The 25,114-nt window shown below is 65.1% G+C and carries 23 protein-coding genes, 2 tRNA genes and 1 riboswitch; of the genes, 12 read left to right on the forward strand and 13 right to left on the reverse strand.

Annotated features, from left to right (window positions below):
• Positions 1–98: 98 nt before the first annotated feature.
• The 4 genes from ACXR2T_RS09450 to ACXR2T_RS09465 are packed head-to-tail and all read right to left on the reverse strand — an operon-like array spanning position 99 to position 1,382.
• Entirely contained in the window at positions 99–386 is a 288-nt protein-coding gene (locus tag ACXR2T_RS09450) for a hypothetical protein (protein ID WP_458838482.1), read from the reverse strand.
• Complete coding sequence (locus ACXR2T_RS09455) at positions 383–778, reverse strand: hypothetical protein (protein ID WP_458838483.1); 396 nt, start codon at positions 776–778, stop codon at positions 383–385. Before ACXR2T_RS09455 ends, ACXR2T_RS09450 begins: the two co-directional genes overlap by 4 nt.
• Positions 778–1,155, reverse strand: coding sequence for a hypothetical protein (locus tag ACXR2T_RS09460; protein WP_489945519.1), 378 nt, complete (start codon positions 1,153–1,155; stop codon positions 778–780). Before ACXR2T_RS09460 ends, ACXR2T_RS09455 begins: the two co-directional genes overlap by 1 nt.
• Positions 1,155–1,382 (reverse strand): helix-turn-helix transcriptional regulator, encoded by a 228-nt coding sequence (locus ACXR2T_RS09465; RefSeq protein WP_458838485.1) that lies wholly within the window; start codon positions 1,380–1,382, stop codon positions 1,155–1,157. The genes ACXR2T_RS09460 and ACXR2T_RS09465 overlap by 1 nt, the downstream gene beginning before the upstream one ends.
• A gap of 120 nt (positions 1,383–1,502) precedes the next feature.
• On the opposite strand from ACXR2T_RS09465, the gene ACXR2T_RS09470 reads away from it, so the two are divergent.
• The gene (locus ACXR2T_RS09470; RefSeq protein ID WP_458838486.1) at positions 1,503–2,051 is read left to right on the forward strand and encodes a helix-turn-helix domain-containing protein; all 549 of its coding nucleotides are present in this window, start codon (positions 1,503–1,505) and stop codon (positions 2,049–2,051) included.
• Entirely contained in the window at positions 2,044–3,210 is a 1,167-nt protein-coding gene (locus ACXR2T_RS09475; RefSeq protein WP_458838487.1) for a tyrosine-type recombinase/integrase, read from the forward strand. The genes ACXR2T_RS09470 and ACXR2T_RS09475 overlap by 8 nt, the downstream gene beginning before the upstream one ends.
• Before the next feature lie 66 nt (positions 3,211–3,276).
• Here ACXR2T_RS09475 and ACXR2T_RS09480 read toward each other — a convergent pair.
• Together ACXR2T_RS09480 and ACXR2T_RS09485 are read right to left on the reverse strand one after the other, a co-directional pair.
• Positions 3,277–3,368, reverse strand: a tRNA-Ser gene (locus tag ACXR2T_RS09480).
• Between the two features lie 93 nt (positions 3,369–3,461).
• Positions 3,462–4,763 carry an LCP family protein gene (locus ACXR2T_RS09485; protein ID WP_458838488.1) on the reverse strand — a complete coding sequence of 434 codons (1,302 nt, stop codon included), beginning with the start codon at positions 4,761–4,763 and terminating at the stop codon, positions 3,462–3,464.
• 131 nt (positions 4,764–4,894) lie between these two features.
• Between ACXR2T_RS09485 and ACXR2T_RS09490 the strand changes: the two genes are divergently transcribed.
• From ACXR2T_RS09490 to ACXR2T_RS09510, 5 genes are all read left to right on the forward strand, one after another.
• Positions 4,895–5,773: an exodeoxyribonuclease III gene (locus ACXR2T_RS09490; RefSeq protein WP_458838489.1), complete on the forward strand. Its 879-nt coding sequence runs from the start codon at positions 4,895–4,897 to the stop codon at positions 5,771–5,773.
• A gap of 36 nt (positions 5,774–5,809) precedes the next feature.
• Positions 5,810–6,670, forward strand: coding sequence for an exodeoxyribonuclease III (locus ACXR2T_RS09495; protein ID WP_458838490.1), 861 nt, complete (start codon positions 5,810–5,812; stop codon positions 6,668–6,670).
• 275 nt (positions 6,671–6,945) lie between these two features.
• Entirely contained in the window at positions 6,946–7,962 is a 1,017-nt protein-coding gene (gene trpS / locus ACXR2T_RS09500; RefSeq protein WP_458813309.1) for a tryptophan--tRNA ligase, read from the forward strand.
• A gap of 39 nt (positions 7,963–8,001) precedes the next feature.
• A complete protein-coding gene (locus ACXR2T_RS09505) occupies positions 8,002–10,239 on the forward strand; it encodes a bifunctional lysylphosphatidylglycerol flippase/synthetase MprF (RefSeq protein ID WP_458838491.1) in 2,238 nt (745 codons plus the stop codon).
• Complete coding sequence (locus ACXR2T_RS09510; protein WP_458838492.1) at positions 10,236–10,943, forward strand: DUF1345 domain-containing protein; 708 nt, start codon at positions 10,236–10,238, stop codon at positions 10,941–10,943. The genes ACXR2T_RS09505 and ACXR2T_RS09510 overlap by 4 nt, the downstream gene beginning before the upstream one ends.
• 10 nt (positions 10,944–10,953) lie before the next feature.
• Here the strand turns inward: ACXR2T_RS09510 and ACXR2T_RS09515 are convergent, their stop codons facing one another.
• Both ACXR2T_RS09515 and ACXR2T_RS09520 read right to left on the reverse strand, forming a co-directional pair.
• On the reverse strand, positions 10,954–12,393 hold the full coding sequence (locus ACXR2T_RS09515) for a type II toxin-antitoxin system HipA family toxin (RefSeq protein WP_458838493.1): 1,440 nt from the start codon (positions 12,391–12,393) through the stop codon (positions 10,954–10,956).
• On the reverse strand, positions 12,390–12,677 hold the full coding sequence (locus ACXR2T_RS09520) for a helix-turn-helix domain-containing protein (protein ID WP_458838494.1): 288 nt from the start codon (positions 12,675–12,677) through the stop codon (positions 12,390–12,392). The genes ACXR2T_RS09515 and ACXR2T_RS09520 overlap by 4 nt, the downstream gene beginning before the upstream one ends.
• A 140-nt stretch (positions 12,678–12,817) precedes the next feature.
• A riboswitch (FMN riboswitch) is annotated at positions 12,818–12,958 on the forward strand.
• A gap of 52 nt (positions 12,959–13,010) precedes the next feature.
• Here ACXR2T_RS09520 and ACXR2T_RS09525 point away from each other — a divergent pair.
• From ACXR2T_RS09525 to ACXR2T_RS09545, 5 genes are all read left to right on the forward strand, one after another.
• Positions 13,011–14,348 (forward strand): bifunctional diaminohydroxyphosphoribosylaminopyrimidine deaminase/5-amino-6-(5-phosphoribosylamino)uracil reductase RibD, encoded by a 1,338-nt coding sequence (locus ACXR2T_RS09525; protein ID WP_458838495.1) that lies wholly within the window; start codon positions 13,011–13,013, stop codon positions 14,346–14,348.
• On the forward strand, positions 14,348–15,046 hold the full coding sequence (locus ACXR2T_RS09530; protein WP_458838496.1) for a riboflavin synthase: 699 nt from the start codon (positions 14,348–14,350) through the stop codon (positions 15,044–15,046). Before ACXR2T_RS09525 ends, ACXR2T_RS09530 begins: the two co-directional genes overlap by 1 nt.
• A complete protein-coding gene (gene ribB / locus ACXR2T_RS09535; protein ID WP_458813320.1) occupies positions 15,043–16,314 on the forward strand; it encodes a 3,4-dihydroxy-2-butanone-4-phosphate synthase in 1,272 nt (423 codons plus the stop codon). Before ACXR2T_RS09530 ends, ribB begins: the two co-directional genes overlap by 4 nt.
• Before the next feature lie 241 nt (positions 16,315–16,555).
• The gene (gene ribH / locus ACXR2T_RS09540; RefSeq protein WP_458838497.1) at positions 16,556–17,098 is read left to right on the forward strand and encodes a 6,7-dimethyl-8-ribityllumazine synthase; all 543 of its coding nucleotides are present in this window, start codon (positions 16,556–16,558) and stop codon (positions 17,096–17,098) included.
• A gap of 259 nt (positions 17,099–17,357) precedes the next feature.
• Complete coding sequence (locus ACXR2T_RS09545; RefSeq protein WP_458838547.1) at positions 17,358–19,535, forward strand: ABC transporter ATP-binding protein; 2,178 nt, start codon at positions 17,358–17,360, stop codon at positions 19,533–19,535.
• Between the two features lie 143 nt (positions 19,536–19,678).
• Here ACXR2T_RS09545 and ACXR2T_RS09550 read toward each other — a convergent pair whose 3' ends face one another.
• From ACXR2T_RS09550 to ACXR2T_RS09570, 5 genes are all read right to left on the reverse strand, one after another.
• Positions 19,679–20,467: a hypothetical protein gene (locus tag ACXR2T_RS09550; RefSeq protein WP_458838498.1), complete on the reverse strand. Its 789-nt coding sequence runs from the start codon at positions 20,465–20,467 to the stop codon at positions 19,679–19,681.
• Positions 20,464–22,248 carry a polysaccharide deacetylase family protein gene (locus ACXR2T_RS09555; protein WP_458838499.1) on the reverse strand — a complete coding sequence of 595 codons (1,785 nt, stop codon included), beginning with the start codon at positions 22,246–22,248 and terminating at the stop codon, positions 20,464–20,466. The genes ACXR2T_RS09550 and ACXR2T_RS09555 overlap by 4 nt, the downstream gene beginning before the upstream one ends.
• A gap of 129 nt (positions 22,249–22,377) precedes the next feature.
• A complete protein-coding gene (locus tag ACXR2T_RS09560) occupies positions 22,378–23,628 on the reverse strand; it encodes a metal-dependent hydrolase family protein (RefSeq protein ID WP_458813328.1) in 1,251 nt (416 codons plus the stop codon).
• 111 nt (positions 23,629–23,739) lie between these two features.
• A complete protein-coding gene (locus ACXR2T_RS09565; RefSeq protein WP_458838500.1) occupies positions 23,740–24,891 on the reverse strand; it encodes an acyltransferase family protein in 1,152 nt (383 codons plus the stop codon).
• A gap of 95 nt (positions 24,892–24,986) precedes the next feature.
• Positions 24,987–25,059, reverse strand: a tRNA-Thr gene (locus ACXR2T_RS09570).
• Positions 25,060–25,114 lie beyond the last annotated feature (55 nt).

Below are 25,114 nucleotides of genomic sequence, written 5' to 3' on the forward strand. Positions count from 1 at the left end.
CTGGGCTACCGCCGGGGGGAGCTGCCACAAGGCGAGTTCCCCCCGGTCGAGCGCGGTAAACCACGCGTCGAGGTGCACGGTGGCCGCTGCGCTGATGCTCAGCCGTGACATGGTGTGCCGCCGGTAGGGTTCATCGGGTCGCGCCCGGCCGCGAGATCCGCATATACGGCAAGCGCGACCGCAAGCATTTTCACCGTTTCAGCGAGCGTTACGCCCCACATGCCGCTGTCAGTTTTCCTGACGACGCGCGCTAGCGCTTCGATGGTGGCGTCTTCGCGAATGTCGCCTAGATCGTGGCTGGTGGCGATGGTCACGAGTTCTTTGGCGAGGTCGTGGCCTGCAGCGTATGCGCTGCCGAAGTCGAGCCCGCCAACCTGCCCGCTCACAGGGCTCCCCCGATGGTCTCAGCACCAATAAGCGCACCTGTCGTGAGTTCGCGACTGATCCGTTCAAACTCCTGTGCTTCGTTGATATGGTCGCCCAGGGTGACGCCGAACACCCATGCGCGGCTGTTCTTTGCGCGGCTGCGCTGCCAGGGCAGGTTGCGTGCTTTACCGCGCGCGATTTTTGCGGCTGAGCGAAGAGAGCGGGCCTTCTCTTCGTCGGTTGTGTTGAGGTAGTGGAGGACGCGAACGAGTTTTTTGCTGGGGATGCGCACGAGTCGGGCCGTGAATCGGGCGTAGCCGTCGTGGATCGCGTCGGGGCCAATAAACGCAGACCTGCTGCTGTCGCGTTCTTCGATTGTCCAGCCATTGCTGAGCTGGTGCATGGCGCGCATTAGATCGTCTCCTCAAAGCTGGGCGCGCCGGGTTCGGTGCGGCGGGTAATCTGCCGGCCCTGTTCCTCCATGAGCCGCACGACACTGGACTGGAGCGCCGCCATCACACTGAGCGCCTGTTCCAGGGAGAGTGCCGCGTCACGTTCGGGAACGTCGAGCACGATAACCGGGCTGTCGGGTTCGCCGCCGCCGGTGAGGTAGCCGCTGCTAACGGACACGTCGCCCGCGTTGAGGCTGGGGAGCTCGAACCGAATATCGCGGCCGTCGTCGGTGTGTGAGAGACTGTTCATGGTTTCAATTCCTTCGTGGGTGTTGAGCTTCTGGCCTCGGCGAGCTGCAACTCGCTCGGGGCCGTTTTCTTTCTGGTGGGCAGTCATTACGCGACCTCCGCAGTTCCGTCGCGCTTCGTTGATTCAAGCCAGGCCACGACATCGGCCCAGTCGTAGATAACGACCTTTGGACTAGGTTTCATGTACTTCGGCCCCTGCCCCTTGAATCGCAGCTGCGCGAGATTCGAGACGGTCATGCCGGGGATACGGTCGGCGATTTCCTGAGGGCTCTTGTAGTTCGCGAGCTGTAGGGGCTCTGCGTTTTCCGCACTCACTGATACTCCTTTTCGGTGTGACTTGTCACGGTTTCGTGTGAACACTCACACCCTAACATGATTTTTGCGAAATGCGCTAATTTCTCGTGACCACTCACACTTTTAGGTATCCTCATAGGCATGAACATTCACGAGGAAGAGATACGGCGCAGAGTTCGGTCTGTACGCGAAGCCAAAGGCATGTCACAAACGGATCTCGCGGGATACATGAACGCAAGAGGTTTTGACTTCAAGCAGCAAACGCTCAATAAGATTGAAAAAGGTCAAAGGCGAGTCTCAGCAGCGGAACTCGTCGCGCTCGCCAGCTCGCTCGGCGTTGAGGCCTCGAACCTGCTGGGTGGCGGCGATAGCGGCGTGCCCTTAGCGACAGTGGCAGGGAGATTAGAAGAAGCGTCAAACACTTTGCGTGGGGCCGCAATAGCATACGGGCGGGCCATGCTCGCATACGCCCAAACTGTTGACGGACTGACTGATCCACATGCAAATATCGTTCAGTTTGCAAGCGACGGCCTGACGCGCCAAACCCCCGGATGGGTCGCTTCGGGCGACGTGCTGGGCAGCCTTGAAGCCACGCTAAAGCTGAACCGAGTTGAGCTGACCGGGCACCACGCCCTAGCAGTCATGGAAGCGCTGCGTGCCGATCACGACAAGTTCCACAGCAATGGGTAGCGTTCACGCATACACCAACGCGCAAGGGGACAAGCTCTACCGCATTGCATACCGTCGCCCAGACAACACCCAAACCAACGAGCGAGGCTTCACACGCAAACGAGACGCCGAAGCCCGCTTAGCGCAAGTCGAGGTGTCCAAACACCGGGGCGAATACGTCAACCCCACAGACGCCAACGTCACCATTGACGATCTCGGCGCGCAATGGCTCGACGCCCACGATGCCGCCGTAAAACCCTCCACTCACACGAGCGTTGAAACGTCTTGGCGCATCCATGTGCGACCCAAATGGGGCAAACGCAAAGTCGGGTCAATCCGTCACACTGAGGTAGCCGCCTGGGTTGCGAAGCTCAGCAAGGAGCGCTCAGCAACCATCGTGAAGCGCGCTCACGGCGTGCTCGCCTCAATCCTTGACGGTGCCGTGAAAGACCGCCGCATAACGACGAATCCGGCGCGCGACGTCAAGACACCCCGCAAGGGCAGCAAGCCCCGCGTTTACCTGTCACACGTTCAAGTTGAGAGAGTCGCTGCAGCGTCCAAATATCCTGAGCTGCTGCGCTTTCTCGCTTACACCGGCCTGCGGTGGGGCGAAGCAACCGGGCTGCGCGTCAAACACGTTGACCGTGAGCGCCGCCGCGCCAACATCGTCGAGAACGCTGTCAACGTTGGCGGCACCGTCATTGTCGGCACACCAAAAACACACGAGCAACGCTCAGTGCCCTACCCTTCTTTTCTAGACGCGGATCTCGAGCGTATGAGCAAAGGCAAGAGCCCGGCATCACTTATTTGGGCGGGGCGCGGTGGCGCTCACCTCGGCCCAGGTAACGCCGCTTCGGGCTGGTTTGAGCGGGCCGTGCAACAAGTGATTGCCGAAGACATCGAGGCAGCAGCCAAAGCCAAAGCGCGGGGCGAGGTGGAGCCGCCGGTAATGCCGCGCGTCACACCACACGATTTGCGGCACACTGCAGCGAGTCTTGCCATTAGTGCCGGGGCAAACGTGAAAGCTGTTCAGCGCATGCTCGGCCACGCAAGCGCAGCCATGACGCTAGACACGTACGCCGATCTCTTCGATGACGACCTAGACGGCGTGGCGGTGGCCCTGGATCACGCCCGGCGTGCGGCGGTTGTTGTCAATTTGTTGTCACGCGGCGAAAACTAGAAACGGCAAAGGCCCCTACTTCCCAATGTTTTCTAAGGGAGTAGGGGCCTTGCGTGTTGTTCAATCTGGCGGAGACGGGGGGATTTGAACCCCCGGTCGAGTTTAACCCCGACCCTTCATTAGCAGTGAAGTCCGTTCGGCCGCTCCGGCACGTCTCCTAGGTGTAAACACCGTTCCCCACTGTAGCGGAAAGACCCAGCTCACGTGAAATCGTGAGCTGGGTCTCTCGGCGTGTCACGCGAAATACCGGATCAAAAGACCGTGCGCCCCGCCGAACAGGTCTCGTTGCTGGCCTGTTGGCCCGTGATGTTTTCGGGCAGCTTGACCGCTCCGCTTGCATCAACGGGAGGCGCGGCCCCGTCGCCCTCGATCGGTAAGCCGGTCTCGGGGTCCACAGCAGGGTCTGCCGCCGGGTCAGTCACGGCCGGATCCTCTGCCGGCACCGACGGGTCTCCCCCAGCGCCCGCATCGGGCGCGACACCCTCGCCCACCGCAGTCACCGCAAACGGCTGGCCACTCTTGACGATATCCATGAGAGTCTGCGCATTGAGGTAATCGGGAGTCAGGCGCCCCTCTTCGTAGGGGTGTGAGAACGTTGGGTACTGCACGAAATTAATACGATCAAGGTCGATGTCCTTCACCGTGCCGGCGAGAGCCTGCATAAACTGCACCGTCGCCATGTTCTTCGACAGCGTCATGTTCTCAACGCCCGCCTTGGCAAGCCCGTACACCTTGACGGGATCAGACAGCGTTTCAGCGCTCTTCAATTCGCGCATCAGGGCAGACATGAACACCTGCTGGTTGCTGATGCGGCTAGTGTCGCCACCATCGCCCACACCGTGACGGGTGCGCAGAAACTGCAGCGCATCCATACCCTGCAGGGTGACCATACCGGCGGGCAGATCGAGGTTCGCATGGGGATCGACAATGGGCTGCGCGAGACAGACGTCAACGCCACCCAGCGCGTTGGAGACACCGATCACACCGTCGAACGAGATGAGCCCGGCGTAGGGAATGTCGATGCCTGTGAGCTCTGAAATTGTCGCCGCGACACACGGCAGACCACCGTACGAGATGGCGGTGTTGAGCTGCTGCTCACTCATCGCCGAGTAGTAGTTCGGTTCACCGTTCGGGCCGGGGCAGCTCGGAATCGGCACCATCAGGTCACGCGGAAAACTAATCACCGTCGCGTTCTGGTGATCGGCCGAGACGTGCAGCAGCAGGTTGACGTCGTTGAGCTCGCCCTCCTCGCCGTCGTCGATGGCCTGCCCGACACGAGAGTCCGTGCCCGCCAGCAGAATCGTCAGCTCACCATCGAGCGACTGGCTGCCCGCCCCAACGGCATCGCCCTTCTTATCAACCAGGTCGACGGTGCGAATCTCTTTCGCGAGGCCCCACACCGCATACGAAACCGTCGCGACGCCGCTCAGCACGACAACAATCGCGGTCGTCAACAGAATCCGCAGCGCATTGCTCCAGCTCTTCGAGCGGCGCAGCTTGCCGTGGCGCACAAACGCCTGACGCACAGATCCGTCAGCGAGTTTCTTGCTCATTCAGTATTCCCCGTGTCTTCAGGTGCGGTTTACGCACATGACCGAGCCACAAATCTACCCGAATCCACTGTGCAGGCCCTCGGAGCATCTAAACCCCCAGCTAAATCGCGGCTCCCCGTTAGGCTTGAGACATGCGCATCGCCACTTGGAACGTCAACTCTATTCGCACCCGTGTCGGCCGCGTCGTCGACTGGCTCGTACGCGAAGACATCGACGTGCTCGCCATGCAAGAGATCAAGTGCCGGCCCGACCAGTTTCCCGTCGAAGCGTTCGAGCGCGCCGGCTACCACCTCGAGCTACACGGCCTCAACCAGTGGAACGGCGTCGCCTTCGCCAGCCGACACGAGATGACCGATGTCGCCCGCGAGTTCGACGGCATGCCCGGCTTCGGCAAGCCCATCAAGGGGCAAGAGGGAGTGCAGGGCGAAGGACCCAACGGCCTACCGCTCGAGGCGCGCGCGCTCGGTGTCACCGTCGGTGACCTGCGGCTCTGGAGCCTCTACGTGCCCAACGGTCGCGGCATCGACGACCCCCACTACGCGTACAAGCTCGAGTGGCTTGCGGCGCTGCGCCGCAATGCCGAGGCGTGGCTCGATGAAGATCCGGATCTGCCCCTCGCCCTCATGGGCGACTGGAACATCGCGCCCCTCGCGGCCGACATGGGTGATCCATCGTTCACGGTGGGTAAGTCCACACACGTCTCGGCGCCCGAGCGCGACATGTTTGCCTCGTTCGAGCCGTTCGTCGAAGACGTGGTGCGCCCAATCGTGCCCGACGGGTTCACGTTCTGGGATTACAAGGCGGGCCGCTTTCCCAAAAATGAGGGCATGCGCATCGACTTCATCATGGGGTCGCGTGGTTTCGCTGACGCCGTCACGGGGGCCGCGATTCACCGTGACGAGCGCCGCGGCGACGCCCCCAGCGACCACGTGCCGGTCGTCGCCGAAATCGACGTCGAGCTGCTGGGCGGCACGTTTGAAGACGAGTACGACCGCCCCATGGTGTTCTAGGCCACAGGCCGGTCACGGCTGAGTAGACTAGAGCGCATGGTCGAAACCCTGCGCGTCGCCTCCGTCAACGTCAACGGCATTCGTGCCGCCTACCGCAAAGGCATGGGTGAGTGGCTCGCGTCTCGCGACGTCGACATCCTCGCCATGCAAGAGGTGCGCGCGCAAGACGAGCACCTGCAGCAGTTTTTGGGCGACGCGGGCTGGCACTGGCTGCACGACCCCTGCGAGATCAAGGGGCGCGCGGGCGTCGCGATCGCGAGCCGACTTCCCTCCATTTCGCACCGGATCGGGTTGGGCCCCGCCGACGCGCAGGAGCGCATCCAGTCGTCGGGCCGCTGGATCGAGGCCGACTTCGAGCTGGGCGACCAGACCCTCACCGTGGTGAGCAACTACACCCACTCGGGTGAGGTGGGCACCCCCCGCCAGGAAGCCAAGTGGGCGTTCCTCGACGCCATGGGCGACCGCATGAGCGAGCTCGACACCGACGGCGCACTCGTGTCAATCGTGGGCGACTTCAATGTGGGTCACCGCGAGCTCGACATTAAGAACTGGAAGGGCAACGTCAAGAAGTCCGGCTTCCTGCCCCAGGAGCGTGCCTACTTCGACCGTTACTTCGGCACGAAGGGCGAAACCATCATCGGTGTCGACGGTTCAGAAGGGCCCGGCCTCGGCTGGATCGATGTGGGCCGCAAGTGGGCGGGCGAGGTCGACGGCCCCTACTCGTGGTGGTCAAACCGCGGGCAGGCGTTCGACAACGACACGGGCTGGCGCATCGACTACCACGTGGTGACGCCCGCTCTCGGTGAGCGCGTCGAAAACTACGTGATTGACCGGGCGGCCGCCTACGACGAGCGATGGTCGGACCACGCTGCCGTCGTCGTTGACTACTGCGTGTAGTCCTCCGCATTAGCGGTTGGGGCTTTGCCCAGCGCTCTCCATCCGCGTCGGCTGCGCCGCCGCTCCCGCCAGACCCAGCCAAGCGCTGGGCAAAGCCCCAACCGCTACTGCTCGAGTAACAATCGATCGGCTGCGAGGGTGGGGGTTTCGGGCCCGCCGATTGGCTGGGCCTGGCAGGAGCGAAGGCGAAGCCGAAGCGACCGGAGAGCGGCGGGCCCGAAGCCCCCACCCTCGCAACACCACAATTTTTTAACCTTTAGCGAAGAAGCAACACTATGACTGACACCAGCAACACCGTAAAGCCCGTTCTGTTCTCGGGCATGCAGCCCTCGGCCGACTCCCTGCAGCTCGGCAACTACATCGGCGCACTGAGCCAGTGGACGAAGATGCAAGAGGACTTCGACGCGTTCTTCTGCGTCGTCAACCTCCACGCCATCACCGTGCCGCAGGATCCGGCAGGCCTTATCGCCCGCACCCGCCGCACCGCCGCGCAGTACATCGCCGCAGGCATTGATCCGGCGCAGTCGACCCTGTTCGTGCAGTCACACGTGCCCGCTCACACCGAGCTGGCCTGGGTGCTCAACACGATGACGGGCTTCGGTGAGGCCGGCCGCATGACGCAGTTCAAGGACAAGTCGCAGAAGCAGGGCACCGACGCCGCCTCGGTGGGCCTGTTCACGTACCCGATTCTGATGGCCGCCGACATTTTGCTGTACCAGGCTGCTTCGGTGCCGGTGGGCGAAGACCAGCGCCAGCACGTCGAGCTCACGCGTGACCTCGCGAACCGCTTCAACTCGCGCTTTGGCGACACGTTCATTGTGCCCGAGGCGCACATTTCGAAGGGCACCGCAAAGGTCTACGACCTGCAGACCCCCACCGCCAAGATGTCGAAGTCGGCCGAGAGCGATGCCGGGCTCGTGAACGTGCTCGATCCGGCCAATGTGACCAAGAAGAAGATCATGCGCGCAGTCACCGACGACGAGGGTGTGGTGCGGTTTGACCGCGACGCGAAGCCCGGCGTCTCGAACCTGCTCACCATCTACTCGGTGCTGTCGGGCCAGACGGTCGACAGCATCGTCGCTGAGTACGACGGCCGCGGCTACGGCGACCTCAAGAAGGGCCTCGTTGAGGTCGTGGAGGGCAGCCTTGCGCCCGTGCGCGAGCGCACCGAAGAGCTCCTCGCAGACCCGGCAGAGCTGGATCGGCTGCTCGCGAAGGGCGCCGAGCGCGCGAACGAAGTCGCCGAGCGCACCCTGAAGCTCGTGTACGAACGCATCGGACTGCTGCGCTAAATCCTGCGTTTGGTTGCCCGCTTTTCGTAGACTGTGTCTATGAGCGACACAGCGGTCAGCGAAACGGCGAGGTCGGGGCGGGGCAGGGCGGGGCTCTCAGCCACTCTGCGCGTACTGCGGCGCACCCCCTTCACCACGAGCTTCGTGCTCGCGATGCTCATAGTGGGTGTGGCCACGGGCAGCCTGTGGGCCGCAGCGGCCGACCAACCCTGGTTTCACGACGTTGCCACGGGGCTGCCCGCGCTCACCGAGGGACGCTGGTGGACGGTTTTCACCGCCATGTTCTTCGCCGGTCACCCGTGGGTCTACGTCACCCTCGCCCCGCTCGTGATCGGCGGCACCGGTTGGGCCGAGTGGAAGTTTGGGTCGCTGCGCACAGCGGGCCTCTTCGTTGCCGGGCACCTGGTGGGTGTGCTGGGCGCGGCGGCACTTTTGGCCGCCGCGGCCCAAACCGACTCGCTTTGGGCGACCCACCTCGCCACCGTGTACGACGTGGGGCCATCTTGCGGTGCGCTCACCGCGCTCGTGTTTGCGATTGCCACGCTGCCGTCGCCGTGGCGGTTGCGCGCCCGCATCGCGGTCTTCCTGTGGGTCACCATCTCAGTGTTCTACCTGGGCATGATCCACGACCTCGAACATGCCATCGCGATGGCGATAGCGCTCGCGGTGAGCGGCTTTCTGCCCGCGTTTCGGCGCCGCTCGGGGCGGCCCAGCCAGCGCGAATGGCGACTGATCGCGTTCACCGGCATCATCGCCATTGGTGTGATTCAGATTCTCAATTTGGTCGTGCCATACGACGGGCCACTCGGCCGCAATCAGCCGGTCGCGTCGTTCGTTGACGTCGCCATCGATGTGGCGGTGATCGCACTCATCGCGAACGGTCTGCGCCTCGGCCACAAACTGGGCTGGGTGGTGGCGCTTATTTTGGGGTTCTACAACGTGGTCACGGGCGTACTCGCTACGCTCGCGTTGCCGCTGATGCTGCAATACGAGCTGATCGATGCCCCCATCGACATTGTGGGGCTCGCTTTCGCCCCCAGCGTGTTGTGGGCGGCAATGTTGGCTGTGTTGTTTGTGGGTCGCGGCTCGTTTCGCGTGCGGCTGCGGCGAGCGCATCGCACGCTTGCCGCAGAAGCCCTATCCAGGGAGGAGCTCGTGGCTCGGCTCGAACGCTTTGGCGGTGGCACGATCTCGTGGATGACGACGTGGAACCTCAATGAGCGCATCGCGGCGGGCGCGGTGGCTACTGCCGGGCCGACTGCCGTGGGCACGACCGGCGCTGCCGCATCGGGCGCGCTCGCGTACCAGTCACACTCGGGCGTCGCGATTATGCTGGGCGACCCGATCGTCGCCGCGCACGAGACGGCCGACGCGCTGCAGGAGTTTGCGCAGGTCACCGAGCAGGCGGGGCTCGTGCCGTGTGCGTTCTCGGTGAGCGCTGACGTCGCGAGTGCCCGGCCCTCGGGCTGGCGCAGCGTGATCGTCGCAGAAGACACGATCGTCGACCTGCCTGGTCTCGAGTTCAAGGGTAAGCCGTGGGGCGATGTGCGCACCGCGATTAACCGGGCCACCCGCGAGGGCATCGAGTTTCGCATGGTGACGCTCACAGACGAGCCGTGGTCGACGCTCGCGCAGGTGCGTGCGATCTCTGAGCAGTGGACGGGCGACAAAGGCCTACCCGAGATGCGCTTCACCCTGGGCACGGTTGACGAGGCGCTCGACCCGCGCGTACTCGTGGGCATCGCGGTCGATGCCGACGGTAGCCTGCACGGCATCACCTCGTGGCTGCCCGTGTATGGCCCGCAAGACCCGGCGACGGGTGAGCCCCGCGTTGTGGGATGGACTCTCGATCTGATGCGGCGTCGCGACGGCGGGTTTGGCCCCGTGATGGAGTTTTTGATCGCGTCGTCGGCGCAGCATTTTGCGCAGCAGGGGTACGAGTTTGTGTCACTCTCGGGGGCCCCACTCGTGCGCCCGGCAGACGCCGAGACCGGGCCCGTAGACCAGGTGCTCGCGCAGGTGGGCGAGCTTATCGAACCGCTCTACGGGTTCAAGTCGCTGCACCGCTTCAAACAGAAGTTCAATCCGCGCCACGAGTCTCTGCACCTGCTGTTTCGCGACGAGGGTGATCTGCCCCGCATCGGCATCGCCCTCACGCGCGCGTACCTGCCCGATGCGACGCTGCGCGACCTCGTCGCTTCGGCGGCCGCGAAGCCCGAAGGGCCAGCGAAGCCCGAATCACAAGCAAAGCCCGGTTCGACAGGCGCACGGGCATGACCGGCACGGCACGATCCGGATCTCAAAGATGGCGTACCGCCGTGGGCCTCGCGGTCGCGATTACCGGCATCTTGATGCAGCTGTGGCTCGTGTGGCTGGGCGCCAAGCTGCTGTGGGGGCCCGATGACGGCTTCGATATTTTGCGGCTGCTCGTGTGGTGCGCGATCGCGACTCTGTATCTGGGGGCGACCGCGATCACGCTCACGGTCGGGGCGATGCGCGAGCGACCCGACGCGCTCGTCACGCGCACGATCGTGGGCCACCCGATCACGCGGCTGCTGTCGGTGCTGTTCACGTTTGGCTCGAGTTTCATCGGCCTGAGCGTCGCGATCGATCTGATCACGAGCCTCGGCATGGACCAGCACGACGCTGCGTCGGAGGCCGCGGCGGTGTGGGCGATGCTGCTGTCGTGGGCAATGTTTAACTGGGGGTATGCGCGCATCTACTACTCGCGCTATCTGCGGGCGAAGATGCCGCCGCTCAAGTTTCCGGGCACCCCCGAGCCGAAGCTTGTGGACTTCGCGTATTTGTCGTTTACCAACGCGACCACGTTCGCGGTGTCAGACGTGCAGGTGCTGAGCTCGCGCATGCGGTGGACGATCGTGTGGCACACCTCGATCGCGTTCTTCTTCAACGCGATGATCATTGTGCTCACCATGAACGTGATCGCGAACGGCAAGATGTTCGCCGACCTGTTTGGGTGAGTGGGTGGGGCTAAGTTCGATGCCTGTAATACCCCGTCTGCCAAGTACCGTTGCTCGCGCGGTGTCCACGCATCCAGACCCTGGTCGAAAAAGTCGCCATATCCATTCGGGCCCCCTCAAATTTAGGGGTCTCGAGCAAGTCAGACTCAGACACTCGGTTTACGACATCATCAGCAAAACGGCAAACCCGGTCTGGCATGCGTCGCACCTGTTCCACTGCGAAACCTTGGGGGAGCTCTGCGACAGCCTGGTCAAAAGCCTCAGGTAGAGCTTTGGCCAGCTCGCGTAGTTGCTCCACGAAATTCTTTCGGTCGATTCGTAGCACATCTGCTGCTCGGGCTAAATCGCGTCCGGTGATGTTCCGATACCTCCGATTCTTGCCATACTTCACAGCTGCGCCCGACTTAAACCGAACTCGATGCTCATCCCAAATTCCATGCGCCGAGATAAGGTCGTATGCCGGAGCAAGACGAACATTTCTACCAACAAGCAGTAGGCTGTGGTTTTTTGCGTGCGCATCCACTCCCGCCGCCAAGAGATTAAACCCAGCAAGGCGCACAAGGGCACTACGATCCTGATCTCTATATGAGGGTGAAGACGCAGTACGAACGAGATATTCGGTGTCACCCAGGGTTGGCCCACCATCGTCTTCGTACTTGCGCGTGGGAAACACACTAAGCGCCTGGCAAAAGTCTTCTTGATGTACCCGTGTCACTTCGCCGTCGTTTTGCACAACCCTGTCGTACCGGGTGGTAACAAACGCTTGTGTACCAGCAAAGTCAAGGATCTCAACAGTAGCTGCTGGTACTTGGACAGCCCGTGCCGCTCGCATAGTGACAAATTCGACCGCCTGCACGGAGTCATTCGTCGCACCTGTTGCGGTCACCATCCCAGGTTTCACAATGTGAGTACTCGCAGCGCGCCCGTTGGGCTCGAACCAGCGATCTCCTACCCGAGATAGCGCAAACTTGCCTTGATAACCGCCAAGGGAAAACCGGCTTTCGTCTTCATCAGTGTCGTCAACCCAGTGTTCTGGATCTACGAGGATCCCCGCAATGCGATCTGCAATCTTTGCCTCGCTAATATGCGCAAGAACTCCTGTTTGCGAGGGGCTTTCACCTTCAGGAACAATTTGAACCGACCCAGGCGCGTCTTGTCCCATGTAGCGAAGCAGCGTGAACGGGTCACTCCGATGTTCATGAAACTTTCTTGCCCACCGTTCACGCACTTCCTGGGCATCTGGAAGCAAATTGGACAACCACGGCATCACCCGATCAGGCCCATGGTTCTGATGGGATTTGGGAAGACTCATCGACACCGGAGTCGCATACGGGTCATGCGAATAAGCCGCATCGTAAATGAATTCAACGTCCCCCGCCACGCCGCGCAAGAGCTGACCCGCCAAACGGCCATCAAGCCACAGGTCGAGTGTGTCTACGTCGCCACTCATTCCAAGTTTCCAAACACTTGGTCAAGCAGCCTCGAAGGCTCTGAGCGTTCAGCCATAATTTCGTACCCGAGTGCGTTCGCCAGGGCGATCGCGCTTGGCAGGGATGGTGCCGTTTTTCCTCCCTCAACATCTTGCAGCCATCGACGGCTCTTCGCGGCCATACCCGCCAATTGCTCTTGAGTTAGACCAGCTTGGATTCGCGACGAACGCACGAACGCGCCAAAACCACCCTGGTCTCGCACTAGCACTTGAGCACCGTGCGCACTATTCTTCACATTCACCACAGTGAGAAGTATAGTGCGCCCCTAGTGCAATCGGAAGCGCAGCACGGCGCTTCAGCTTTGAAGCGCGACTATCCCTCCGCCAACAGCGAACCGGCAGATCCTGCTATTTCGCACCCCTCCCGTCACGGGCTACGATGAAGAATGTGTTCCGGGGTCGGTGAGAATCCGAACCGGCGGTGATAGTCCGCGAGCGTCGCATCCGCGATGTTGAACCGGTGAAACTCCGGTACCGACGGTGATGGGCGATGCTTTCGCTCTAGTCCGGATGAGAGGAACGCAGAAACCGCGCACCCCGCGGTTCCTTGCGTACCCGGCGTGCAAGGAATGGCGGCCATGAACGACGCGGTGACCACTGACTCGCTGGTCGACGATGCCATGCGGCGGGCGCTCACTATCGCGCGCCGCGGCCCAGCGCTCGACGAGAACCCGCAGGTCGGCTGCGTCATCATCGACGCCCGCGGCACGATCGTCGCCGAGGGCTGGCATGAGGGCGCCGGATCGCCCCACGCCGAAGCCGCCGCGCTCGCGCGCTTGCCCGCGTCGTGGCGGGCCCGTGCGGGCGAACTCACCGCCGTCGTGACGCTCGAGCCGTGCAACCACACGGGCCGCACGGGCCCCTGCGCGGTCGCGCTCGCTGCGGCCGGCATCGGGGCGGTTGTGTATGCGCTCGCCGACCCGGGCGGCGCCTCGTCTGGTGGGGCGTCGGCGGGTGGCGCAGCCACACTGCGATCCGCGGGGGTGCGGGTGCGCGGCGGGGTGCTGGCGGCCGAAGCGCGCGAGCTCATCGCAGGTTGGCTGGCGCGGCAGGCCACGCGAGCGAGCGCCCCCACCCCCGTCATGCTGCGCGACGCAGGAGTCGCAGCATCCATGCACCGCGACCTGGATCCTGCGACTCGTTCCTCGCGCAGGATGACGGAGGGGGAACCCTCGCACACCCCCTCCCCTGTCATGCTGCGCGACGCAGGAGTCGCAGCATCCACGCACACCGTGGCCGGTGAGGGGATGCCCCTCATCACCGTGAAATGGGCGCAAACCCTCGACGGGCGTGCGGCCGCGGCCGACGGCTCGAGCCAGTGGATCACCGGGCCAGACGCCCGCGCCGACGTGCACCGCCGCCGCGCGACCGCAGACGCGATTCTCGTCGGCACGGGCACCCTCATCGCTGACGACCCGAGCCTCACCGCGCGCACCGCGTGCGGTGAACTGCTCGTGCCCGCCGAGCAACAACCCATACCCGTGGTATTCGGCCGCAGGCCGATCCCCGCGTCAGCCCGTATTAACCAGCACCCGGCCCTCGCCGCGCACGCGCTCACCGCCCCGCTGCAGTACACCGGCGAGTACCTCGCCGACGACTTGCGGGCGCTTGCGGCACGCGGGATCCGGAGCGTGTTTGTAGAGGGCGGCCCGGGCATTGTGAGCGCGCTGATTGCGGCGGGGCTCGCGCACGACGTGCTCGTGTACGTGGCGCCCGCGCTGCTGGGCGGGCCGCGGGTCGCGCTTGGTGACCTGGGCGTCGCAAGCATGGCGGGGTTGAAGCCGCTGCGGGCTGCACGGCTCACGCAGCTGGGGACCGACTGGCTGTTCGAGGCCGAGATCGTGGCAGGCGAGGCCGACTCAGCAGGCGAGGCCGACTCTGCTGGCGATACGCACCAACCATCGAAGGGAATGTGATGTTCACAGGGCTAGTAGAAGAGGTCGGTGAGGTCGTCGCGATCGAGCCGGTCGCAGATTCACTGCGGCTCACGATACGCGGGCCGCTCGTCACCAGTGATGCCGAGCACGGCGCATCGATCTGTGTGTCGGGGGTGTGTCTCACCGTCGTCGCGCGAGGCGGCGCTGAGGGCGGCGTCGAGGGCGGCACCGACGCTGGCACGTTCGTGGCCGATGTGATGGCGCAGACGCTCAATATGTCGACGCTCGGCTCCCTCACCGTGGGGGCCGCGGTGAATCTCGAGCGCGCGGTGCGCATGGACACCCGGCTCGGCGGCCACATCGTGCAGGGCCACGTCGACGGCACCGCCCGGCTCGTGAGCGTCGCCGAACACGAGGCGTGGCGGGTGCTGGGCTTCGCGGTCTCACGCGACATCGCGGCGCTGCTCGTCGATAAAGGCTCGGTCACGGTGTCGGGCGTCTCGCTCACGGTGTCGAACGTGTCTGACCCCGACGCAGCAGACGAGCACTGGTTTGAAGTGTCGCTGATTCCCGAGACGCTCACCGCCACGACGCTCGGAAGCCTCGCCATCGGCGCTCTCGTCAACGTTGAAACCGACATTCTCGCCCGCCACGTCGCCCGCATGCTGCGCATGGGCGTCGCCCCTACCACCGCTACTTCCGCCAACTCCGCCTCAACCGAAGGGCTCAGCTCATGATCACACCAGGCATCTCCACCATCGACGAAGCTGTCGCCGCCATCAAGGCCGGCCGCCCCGTCATCGTCGCCGACGACGAGGACCGCGAGAACGAGGGCGACGTGATCTTGTCTGCCGAGCTCGCGACGCCCGAGTGGATCGGCTGGGCCGTGCGCTGGTCGTCGGGGCTACTCTGCGCTCCCATGACCAACGACGTCGCGAACCAGCTCGACCTGCCCATGATGGTCGAGCGCAACGAAGACGTACGCGCCACCGCCTACACCGTCACCGTCGACGCGGCGCAGGGAGTCACCACGGGCATTAGCGCGAGCGACCGCGCTACCACCCTGCGCGCGCTCGCGAACCCCAAAGCTGTGCCCACCGATGTGCACCGTCCAGGGCACATTCTGCCGCTGCGTGCCGTCGACGGCGGCGTGCGCGCCCGCGCGGGGCATACCGAGGCCGGCGTCGAGCTCATGAAGCTCGCGGGGCTCTCGCCCGTCGCCGTGATCGGCGAGATCGTCGCCGAAGACGGCGAGATGATGCGGCTGCCCGGTCTGATCGAGCTCGGGGCGCAAGAAAATATTCCTGTGATCACGATCGAACAGCTCATCACGCACCTCGACGCGGTCGATCCTATTGATCCGGATCAGCGGGCCGCTGCCCCCAAGCAGCGGCGGGTGAGCGTGCGCGCGAGCACGATGCTGCCGACCGAGTACGGCGAGTTTCAGACGAGCGCATACCGCGATCGCCGGGTGGGCGTTGACCACCTGGCGCTTGTTGCGCCGCTGCCCGACGGCACCGCACCGGGGGCGGGCGCGCTCGTGCGGGTGCACTCAGAGTGCATCACGGGCGAGGCATTTGCGTCGATGAAGTGCGAGTGCGGGCCACAGCTGCAGGCTTCGCTCGCGCTGATCCATGAGCGCGGCGGCGTCGTCGTGTACCTGCGCGGGCACGAGGGGCGCGGCATTGGGCTCGCGAACAAGCTGCGCGCCTACCAACTGCAAGAGCAGGGCGTCGACACGCTCGATGCCAACCTGCAGTTGGGGCTGCCCGGCGACGCTCGCGACTACTCAGCCGCCGCCGAAATCATCGCCGACCTGGGGCTTTCGGGCATTCGGTTGCTCACGAATAACCCCGACAAGGTTGAACAGCTGCGCGCAGCGGGTATCGACATCGCCGAGCGGGTGCCGCTCGTGGTGGGCGTGAACGAGCACAACATCGGCTACATGTCGGCCAAGCGCGACCGCATGAACCACGACCTGCCGCAGGATATTCAAACGAGCTAGTCGCTTGGATCCGGCGACTTCGCTCGCAAGCTCGCTTCGCGCCGGATGACGAGGGGTAGCGCGGGCACCGTCCCCCGTCATTCTGCGCGACGCACCCACCCGTCATTCTGCGGGGCCCACCCACCCGTCATTCTGCGCGACCCACCCACCAGTCATTCTGCGCGGCCCACCCACCCGTCATTCTGCGCGACGCAGGAGTCGCAGAATCCACACCCACCCAAACCAACCAAAGGAGTACCCCATGAGCGGAGCCGGAGCTCCAGACCTGTCGGTCGATGCGAGCGGCTTGTCGGTCGCCATCATCGCCGGCCACTGGCACGACGAGATCTTGTCGCCCATGATCGAAGAGGCGCAGCGCGCGGTGGCCGCGGCCGGCGCCACCGCCGAGGTGTTTCGCGTGGCGGGCGCGTTCGAGCTGCCGCTCGCGGCGCAGGCAGCGCTGAGCAGCGCCAGCGGCGTAGCCGGTGTAGCCGGTGCTGGTGCCGGCGGCGCTGGTGCCGGTGCCGGTGCTGCCGGGCCGCGGTTTGATGCGGCGGTGTGCCTCGGTGTGATCGTGCGGGGAGGCACACCGCACTTTGACTACGTGTGCAACGCCGTCACCGACGGCCTCACGCGGGTGCAGCTCGACACGGGCCGCCCCGTCGGGTTCGGCGTGCTCACGGTCGACAACGAGCAGCAGGCGCTCGATCGTTCAGGTCGCCCGGGCGACCCCGAGTCGAAGGGGCGCGAGGCCGCCGAGGCTGCGCTTCACCTTGCGGTGACCACGCGCGCGATCCGGAGCTAACGCAGGCCGCCAGAGCCGCGCGCTGCCGCCGCGCGCCGCGAAGCCTGACCACTCGGCATCGAAATGACGAGTCGGCATCGAAAATACGTATTTATCGGGCCGACTCGTCATTTCGATACCGGCTCGTCGGCAAACCACCACACGGGTCGATACCGGCTCGTCGGCAAACGGCCATACGGGTAGCGTGCCAGGGCAACTGTCAGGGGGCGCAGCTTAGAGTAGGGCCGTGACCGGGCACACTCAAGACGCAGCAACGACGATGAACCCGCAGCGCGATTCCAAGCGCCGCCCCACACGGGCCCGCGGCCCGCGCAGCTTTCGCGCAGGCAGGGGCGCAGGCAGTACGCAGCATCGCGGCCCGCGCGCCTCGCTTAAGCAGCTGCTCCCGTACCTGTTCGAGCAGCGGCGCCTACTCACCCTCGCGATCGCTTTTGGGCTCGCGGGGGCCGTGGCCTCGCTCGCGCAGCCGCTGCTGCTCGGTCAGCTGATCACCCGTGTCGAGGGCGCCGAGCCGCTCGGCTGGCTGCTCGGAATTCTCTGCGCGATTGTCGTGGCCGGCGCGATTCTTGGCGGGCTACAGCACTACGTACTGCAGCGTATGGGCGAGGGCGTTGTGCTCGCCAGCCGCAAGCGGCTTATCGCCCGCATGCTACAGCTGCCCATCACCCAGTTCGACCGTCGCCGCACGGGCGACCTCGTCTCGCGCGTCGGCAGCGACACGACCCTACTACGGGCCGTGCTCACGCAGGGTCTCGTCGAGGCGATCAGCGGCATGCTCGTATTTGTGGGCGCACTCGTGGGCATGCTCATCATTGACGCTGTGCTGTTTCTGATCACGTTTGGCGTGATCGTGGTGGCCCTCGTCGTCGTGGTTATCGTTTCGGGGCGCATTCGTCCCGCGGTCGCCCGATCGCAGGAGAAAGTGGGCGATCTCGCCGCCCAGGTCGACCGGTCGATCTCGTCCATTCGCACCATTCGCGCGGCCGGAGCTACCGAGCGCGAGCAGCGCGCCACCGAGCGCGACGCCGAGGAGGCGTATGTGCTGGGCGTGAAGGTCGCCAAGATCTCGGCCTTCATCGTGCCCGTCTCGTTTCTGGCGATGCAGCTCTCGTTTCTCATCGTGCTCGGGCTCGGCGGCTACCGCGTCGCCACCGGCGCGATCACCATCTCCCAGCTCGTCACGTTCATCATCTTCCTGTTTCTGATGGTGATGCCGCTCGGGCAGGCTTTCGGTGCGATCGCGGCCGTGAGCCAGGCCCTCGGCGCTCTCGGCCGCATCCAAGAGATCACGGCGCTGCCCACCGAGACTGAACACGACGCCGAGCTCTCGCCCACGGGCCGCATCGAGCCGCTGCGCGACGTGGACAGCCACGTTGGTAGCGACGCAAGCGGCACCGCCGGCACCGGCACGGGCATTGTCCCGGCCATCGAGTTCACCGACGTGCACTTCACCTATCGTTCTGCGGCCCCCGCCCGCACCGACGCCCGCGACCTCGTACGCAGTGGCGGCCGCGGGTCGCGCCGCGACGCCGAAGCCGCCCCCGCCGAGATTCTCGAGACGCCCGTGCTGCACGGCGTCAGCTTCACCGTGCCGCGTGGCGCCCGCGTCGCCCTCGTGGGCCCCTCGGGCGCGGGCAAGTCGACGATTCTCGCGCTGATCGAGCGGTTCTACGACCCCGAGTCGGGCTCGGTGTCGATCTTTGGCCAAGACCTGCGCACCCTCGACCGGCGCGAGCTGCGCGCCCAGTTCGGCTACGTCGAACAAGACGCCGCGGTGCTCGCCGGCACCCTGCGCGACAACCTCACGCTCGGCGCGCCAGACGCGAGCGATGCCGCCTGCGAACGCGTGCTGCGCGCGGTGAACCTCGGCTCGCTGCTCGATCGCTCCGGATCAGCCAGCCCTGGTGCCACTACTGCGCATTCGGCAGCTATCAGCGGCAACCGTGGCACCAACGGCACCAACGGCAGCGACCACGCCGACGGCAGCGATGGCAGCGGCGGCACCAACGGCACCAACGGCAGTGCAACTGAAACGGCGCGCGCACACACGGCAGGTAATGCCGCGACCGACTGGCTGTCGAAGGCGCTTGACCTGCAGGTCGGCGAGAACGGCGTCATGCTCTCGGGCGGCGAGAAGCAGCGCCTAGCAATCGCCCGAGCGCTGCTCACCGCGCCGCCGTTTCTGCTGCTCGACGAGTCGACCGCGAGCCTCGACGGCGTCAACGAGCGCCTCATGCGCGAGGCCCTTGACTCGGTGGCAACCGGGCGCACGCTTGTCGTTATCGCGCACCGCCTGTCCACCGTCGTCGACTCAGACAAGATCGTGGTGCTCGAAGAGGGCCGCGTCATCGGTGAGGGCACACACGCAGAGCTCGTCGAGTCGACGCCGCTCTACCGCGAGCTCGCACAACACCAATTGCTCGTGGCGCAAGACTAGCCCGTCAGAGGGCTGGCTCACTCCACGGATGCTCGATGAGTGTGTTAAGCCAAAATATGCGCGACAAATTCCGCTTATGACTGACCCAGAAGCGGAATTTGTCGCGCATATTCTATTGTCAAGATGTGGCCGGGCCCAACCACTCAGCCCACGCGCAACGACTCGAGTAGCTCCGACAGTGCCGGCCGGTAGTCGGCGATCTTGTCACTCGCGGCCCCCGGCTGCCCCGTGATGCGCGCGAGCACCCGCACCCGCTGCCCGTCGACCGTGACGACCGCTCGCACCTCACCGGTCGCATCGACGTGCTGCAGCTGCGCGCCCGACGCGAGGGTCTCATTCAGCACGGCAGCGGTGTCGGGCGCGGCGCTATCACTCGCGCCTTCGCCCAGCCACGTGGCCGCAGCACCACCAGCACCACCGGCACCACCAGCACCACCAGCACCAGCACCGCCACCACCAGGCGCAGCCGCGAGCTCGACGCTCAACCCGCGATCGGGGCTCAGCAGTTCAACCCCGGTATCGGCGCCGGTGAGCACACGCCAGTCGCGCACGGCCGGCAGCGGCGGCCACGCCACCAAATTGGTAACGCGCGGCTGCGCGATCCACCCCTCACCCGGCACGACCTGCGCCACGCCACTCACTTCAACCACCGAGTCGCCACTCAAGCGCTCGGCCTGAGCCGCCGCATAGTGATCCGGAGCCAGCGTGACCAGGTACGCGGCCGCCGCTACCAAGAGCAGCGCGGCACTCGCGGTCACAGCGATGACGCGGCGCGACCGCCGCGACCGCCGCGACCGCGGCGACCGCCGCGCCCGCGGCGAGCGTGCGACACCCGCCGCGGCAGGCGGCTCATCGAGCAGCGAACCACCGGGCAGTTCTTCACCCAGCGCTTCTTCGCCCAGCGGCGTCTCTGTGTTGGTGTGCCGGATCATCGGGCAGACACCCTTCCTTGCGGCACAATGCCGCCAAACAGTTGAGTCACCGTGACGGGCGTGAACCCGCGGTCTTTCAGCCCCGCGAGCACGTCGTCGGCCGCGTTGACCGAGTCGGCGTGTGTGTCGTGAAACAAGATGATGTCGCCGGGAACGGCCACGTCAACGGTGCGGTTCACGAGTTCGGTTTCGCCGGGGCCCTGCCAGTCGAGCGTGTCGATCGACCACAAGATGGCGGGCAGCCCCACCGCCTCAAGCACGCTGTCGTTGACCGCGCCATAGGGTGGCCGGTACATGGTGACCGGCTGGCCGGTGATATCGGTGATCGCCTCGCCCGCGCCGACGACCTCGCTGCGGGCAGCGCTCGGGCTAATGCTTGTGAGGTCGGGGTGCGTAGTCGAGTGGCTCGCGAGCTCGTGCCCCTCGCCCGCGGCACGCGCGACCACATCGGCGCTACCCGCCACCATATTGCCCATCATGAAGAACGTCGCGGGCGACTCCTGCGCCTGCAGCGTATCGAGCAGCTCGGCGGTGAACGCCGAGGGACCGTCGTCGTAGGTCACCGCGACGCAGGCGACCAGGTCACAGTCGACGTTGTGGGCGCCGCTCCACGCGGGCACACCCACGAACGGGGCGTCGCGCTGCGCGAACAGTTCTTGCCCGTCGGGTGTCAGCCAGCCGTCGGGCAGCTCATTGACCGTGAGAGTGAGGGGCGCGGTCGTCGCAGTGACGCCGAGCGCCGCGAGTTCGTCGGCTGCGAGTCCTTCGGGCAGCGTGAACTCGAAGCCGGCGCTGCCAGCGTTGTCAGCACCGTCGCCGTCGCCGCCGCCGTCGTCGTCGCCGCCGCCGTCGTCGTCGCCGTCGCCGTCAGCGCCGCCGTCGCCGCCGTCAGCACCGCCGTCACCAGCGCCAGAGCCCCCGCCGCTCGCGGGCCGCACGGCGCCGAGCGCCCCGCGTGCAAGCTCGAGCTGTTCTTCGCTCGGGGCCGCGAGCGGCGCGGCGCTCAGCGCGCCAGCGTCGCGGCGCACCCCTTCGACAGCGAGCTCCCACAGGCCAGCGGCCGCTTCGGGCGCCCACAGCACCCCCGCATCGACCGCTTCGCCCGTCTCAACGTTGACGAAGAACAGCTCAGCCTCGTCTCCCGTCACCTCGGTTGCTGCGCCAGTGACGGTGCGAAACATGACCCCGAGCATCGGGCCAAACGCCTCCGTCAGCTCGCATACGACGGCCGTGCCCGCGCCGCCCACCGGCCCGACTGTCGGATCGGCGAGCAGCTCGGCCGCGGGCCGCTGGGCGGAGCCAGCCACACAACCGCGGTCACCGAGCCCGGCCTGCCCGTCAAACACCTCGGGCACAAACCTCGCCGCCCCCGAGCGCCCTACCGCACCATCGATCGCGGCATCGAGCACGCCCCGCACCAGCTCAGTGAACTGGGGAGCCCCTGGCATCTCGACGTACCGCGCCTGCAGCGCCACGGCGTCGTTGCGAATGCGCCCGTCGACGAGGCCTGCTGTGTCGCTCGCGGGTGACACGGCGGCTACGCTCTGGGCATCTGCTTCTTCGGCGCCGCTTTCGGGGGCGGCCGGTTTTGATCCGGATCCTGCGTCATCTCCCACAAGCATCGTGACCGCCGTGGAGCCCGCGGGCCACACGGGCGGCACCCATGAGGCGTCGGCGGGAGGGCCAGCGCAGCCGGCCAGCAGCGCCGCGGACAGACCCGCTGCTACGGCCGTAGCGATCCGACCTGCACGACGGCCATCGGTCTTCATGCTGGCTCTCACGATTGCCCCCTGCTCGTTTGTGTGGTTTCGACGCTACCGCGAAAAGCAATCTCAACCTGGCGACGCGGCGGAGCCACAGATCCCACATTGTTAGACCACATGAAACGCCTGCGCGCGATGACTAGAACGCTAGAAGGTGAAGCCACCCCTGTTGACGGCCGGGTGACCATCTTTCATCACCAACAAGATTTTGCTACTGTCAGTGACCAGCGAGATATCTTGCAGCGGGTCACCGTCGATGACCACGATGTCTGCGAGCTTGCCAGCCTCTACCGTGCCGAGGATATCGTCAACCCTGCAGCACTCGGCAGAGGTTTTTGTGCCCGCCACGATCGCTTCCATCGGGGTCATTCCGCCGTACTCGACGAGCAGCGGGAGCTCACCCAGGTTGTCCCCGTGATCGGGCACCAGGCCCGCGTCGGTGCCCACGGCGACCTTAATGCCCGCGGCGATCGAGGCGCGCACCGACTCGTGCGCGATCGCGTGCCATTTCTCGCTCTTCGCCCGCGCCTGCGGGGTCGCGGTGTCTGGGCGGATCGTTTCGAGCAGCGTTGGCACGAGAAACTGACCATTTTGTACCATCTGCTGGCGCAGATCGTCGTCGATCTCGTAACCGTGCTCGACACTGTGCACGCCGCCCTCCACCGCCGCCTTAATGCCCCCGTAACCGATGGCATGCGCTGCGACGGGAATGTTGCCGTAGTTCTTGCCTTCCTCGACAATGGCTGCCACCATTTCTGTGCGCATGCCCACCCACGTGGGGTCGTCGTTCATGGAGGTGACGCCTCCACTCGACGCGATCTTGATCACGTCAACATGGTCGCGCAGCAGCTCCCGTGCAGCCTTACGGGCTTCATCGACCGAATCGACGAGCTTGCCACCGACCACCGAGGTACCGTCGACCCCCGAGCCCATGTGCCAGTCAGCGTGACCGCCCGTCTGGCTGAGCATCTTGTCGGCGACGAGCAGGCGCGAACCCTTGATGAGCCCGTACTGCGCCGCCAGCCGCACCCCCGTGTCAGTGCCCATCAGATCACGCACAGTCGTCACTCCGGCCGCCAGCGTCTTCTCGAGCCGCGCGGCGATTTCGAAATAGCGAAACGAGGGCGGCACGATCGCTTCTTGCATGAGGGCTTGGCTACCACCGCTGGGACCGGGAAGTGACAGATGCACGTGCACATCAAAGAAGCCCGGCGTGATCGTGTTGCCGCAAAGATCTACCTTGACCGGGTTCTTAGAAGCGTCAACCTCGGGGGCGTCGGTCGCGGACCCCGCCCAAACGATTTTGGCAGCTTCGATGATCACCACGGCATCGGCGATCACGTCGCGCCCGGTCCCATCAATCAGCTGGGCATTGTGCAAAACTATGGTTGACGTCATTGGTATCCCCCCTGTAGCACCGAAGCTGGCTCATCGGCGAGCGGCAGCTGAAGCGTCTTACGGCAACGCTACTCGGAGTCTACAGGTGACGTATTGCGCGGTGCACTAAATCTACTTGCGCGACTTCTCGCCGGGATCACGGGTGAAGAGCCAATCGATCCGGGGCTCGATGAGAGGGCGCGTGGCGCGCGAGACGAGCGTCGTCGAAAGCAGCACAGTGAGCGCGACCCCGAGGACGATGAGCAGTGTGATGCCCCCGAGACCGAGACCGTAGATGGCGTCGATCACGCCGGTCTTGCGCAGCACCCAGACGATGGGCGCGTGCAGCAGATAAACGTAGAGCGTGCGGGTGCCCCACACCGTGATGATCGAGTGGCCGCGCGGTACGACGATGAGCACCGCGAGCGTCATTCCCGCCGCGAGCACCAACAGCATCGCCGTGATAGAGAAGCCCGAGAGCATACCGAGCAGCTCGGTGGGGGCCCGCCACTCATCGATAGGCGCCTCCGAGAGCAGCTGTGCGTCGCTGTCGCGCCAGGTGAGCCACGTGTCGATGCGCCAGATCTCGCGCAGGTTTGGAATGAACGCGATCGCCAGGCCAACCGCGGCGAGCAGCCCCCAGCCGGCTCCGCGCAGTGCCAGCGTGGGGCGGGCAAACCAGTCGCCCGTGAACCAGCCGCGCGTGCGCGCGAGCCACCCGAGCATAAAGAAAGGCAAGAACGAAAGCGTGCGAGACGCCGAGAATTCGGTGCCAGCCGCGGGCAGCAGCCCGCTCAGCAGCGCGACCACGACCGAGAAGATGAACGGGTGACGCATCTTTGCGAGGTACGGCAGCAAGATGCGCATTGTGGCGAGGCTCACCAAAAACCAGAGGGTCCATGCGGGTGAGATCAAGAACCTGGGCCCGGGCTCCTCGCCCTCGACCGTAAAATGGATGATCGCCCAGATGCCCTCCCACATGAGCCACACCGCGATGAGCTGAACCGTCGACTTGATCGCTTTGGGTGAGACCTCGGCGTGCGCGAAGTACCCCGACAGCAGAATCATGGCGGGCATGTGAAACAGGTAAATGTAGGCGTAGAGCCCAAAGGTGAGCGCAGAGTCGGTGCGCACCGTCGAGATCACGTGCCCCACAACCACGAGCGCGATGATCAAGAAGCGTGCGTTGTCCCAGAGCGCGATGCGCTTGCGCGTGGGCCGCGGGGCGGGCGGGCCCTGCTGGCGCTGCTGGCCTTGCGGGCCCTGCTGGGGTGTGGGTGACACGCTCAAAGTGAACCTCCGTGGCTCGAATGCATCAAGGATACTTGCCGCGAGACGAGAGAAGCCCTCGCAGCATATGCTGTGAGGGCTTCTGGCTGAGCCGCCTGCCGGAATCGAACCGGCGACCTATTCATTACGAGTGAATCGCTCTACCGACTGAGCTAAGGCGGCCTGGCGCGCAATCTCTCGCACACCAGGGAACACTTTAGCACGCGGTGAGCGCTAC

The organism is Leucobacter faecis (genome assembly GCF_054456635.2).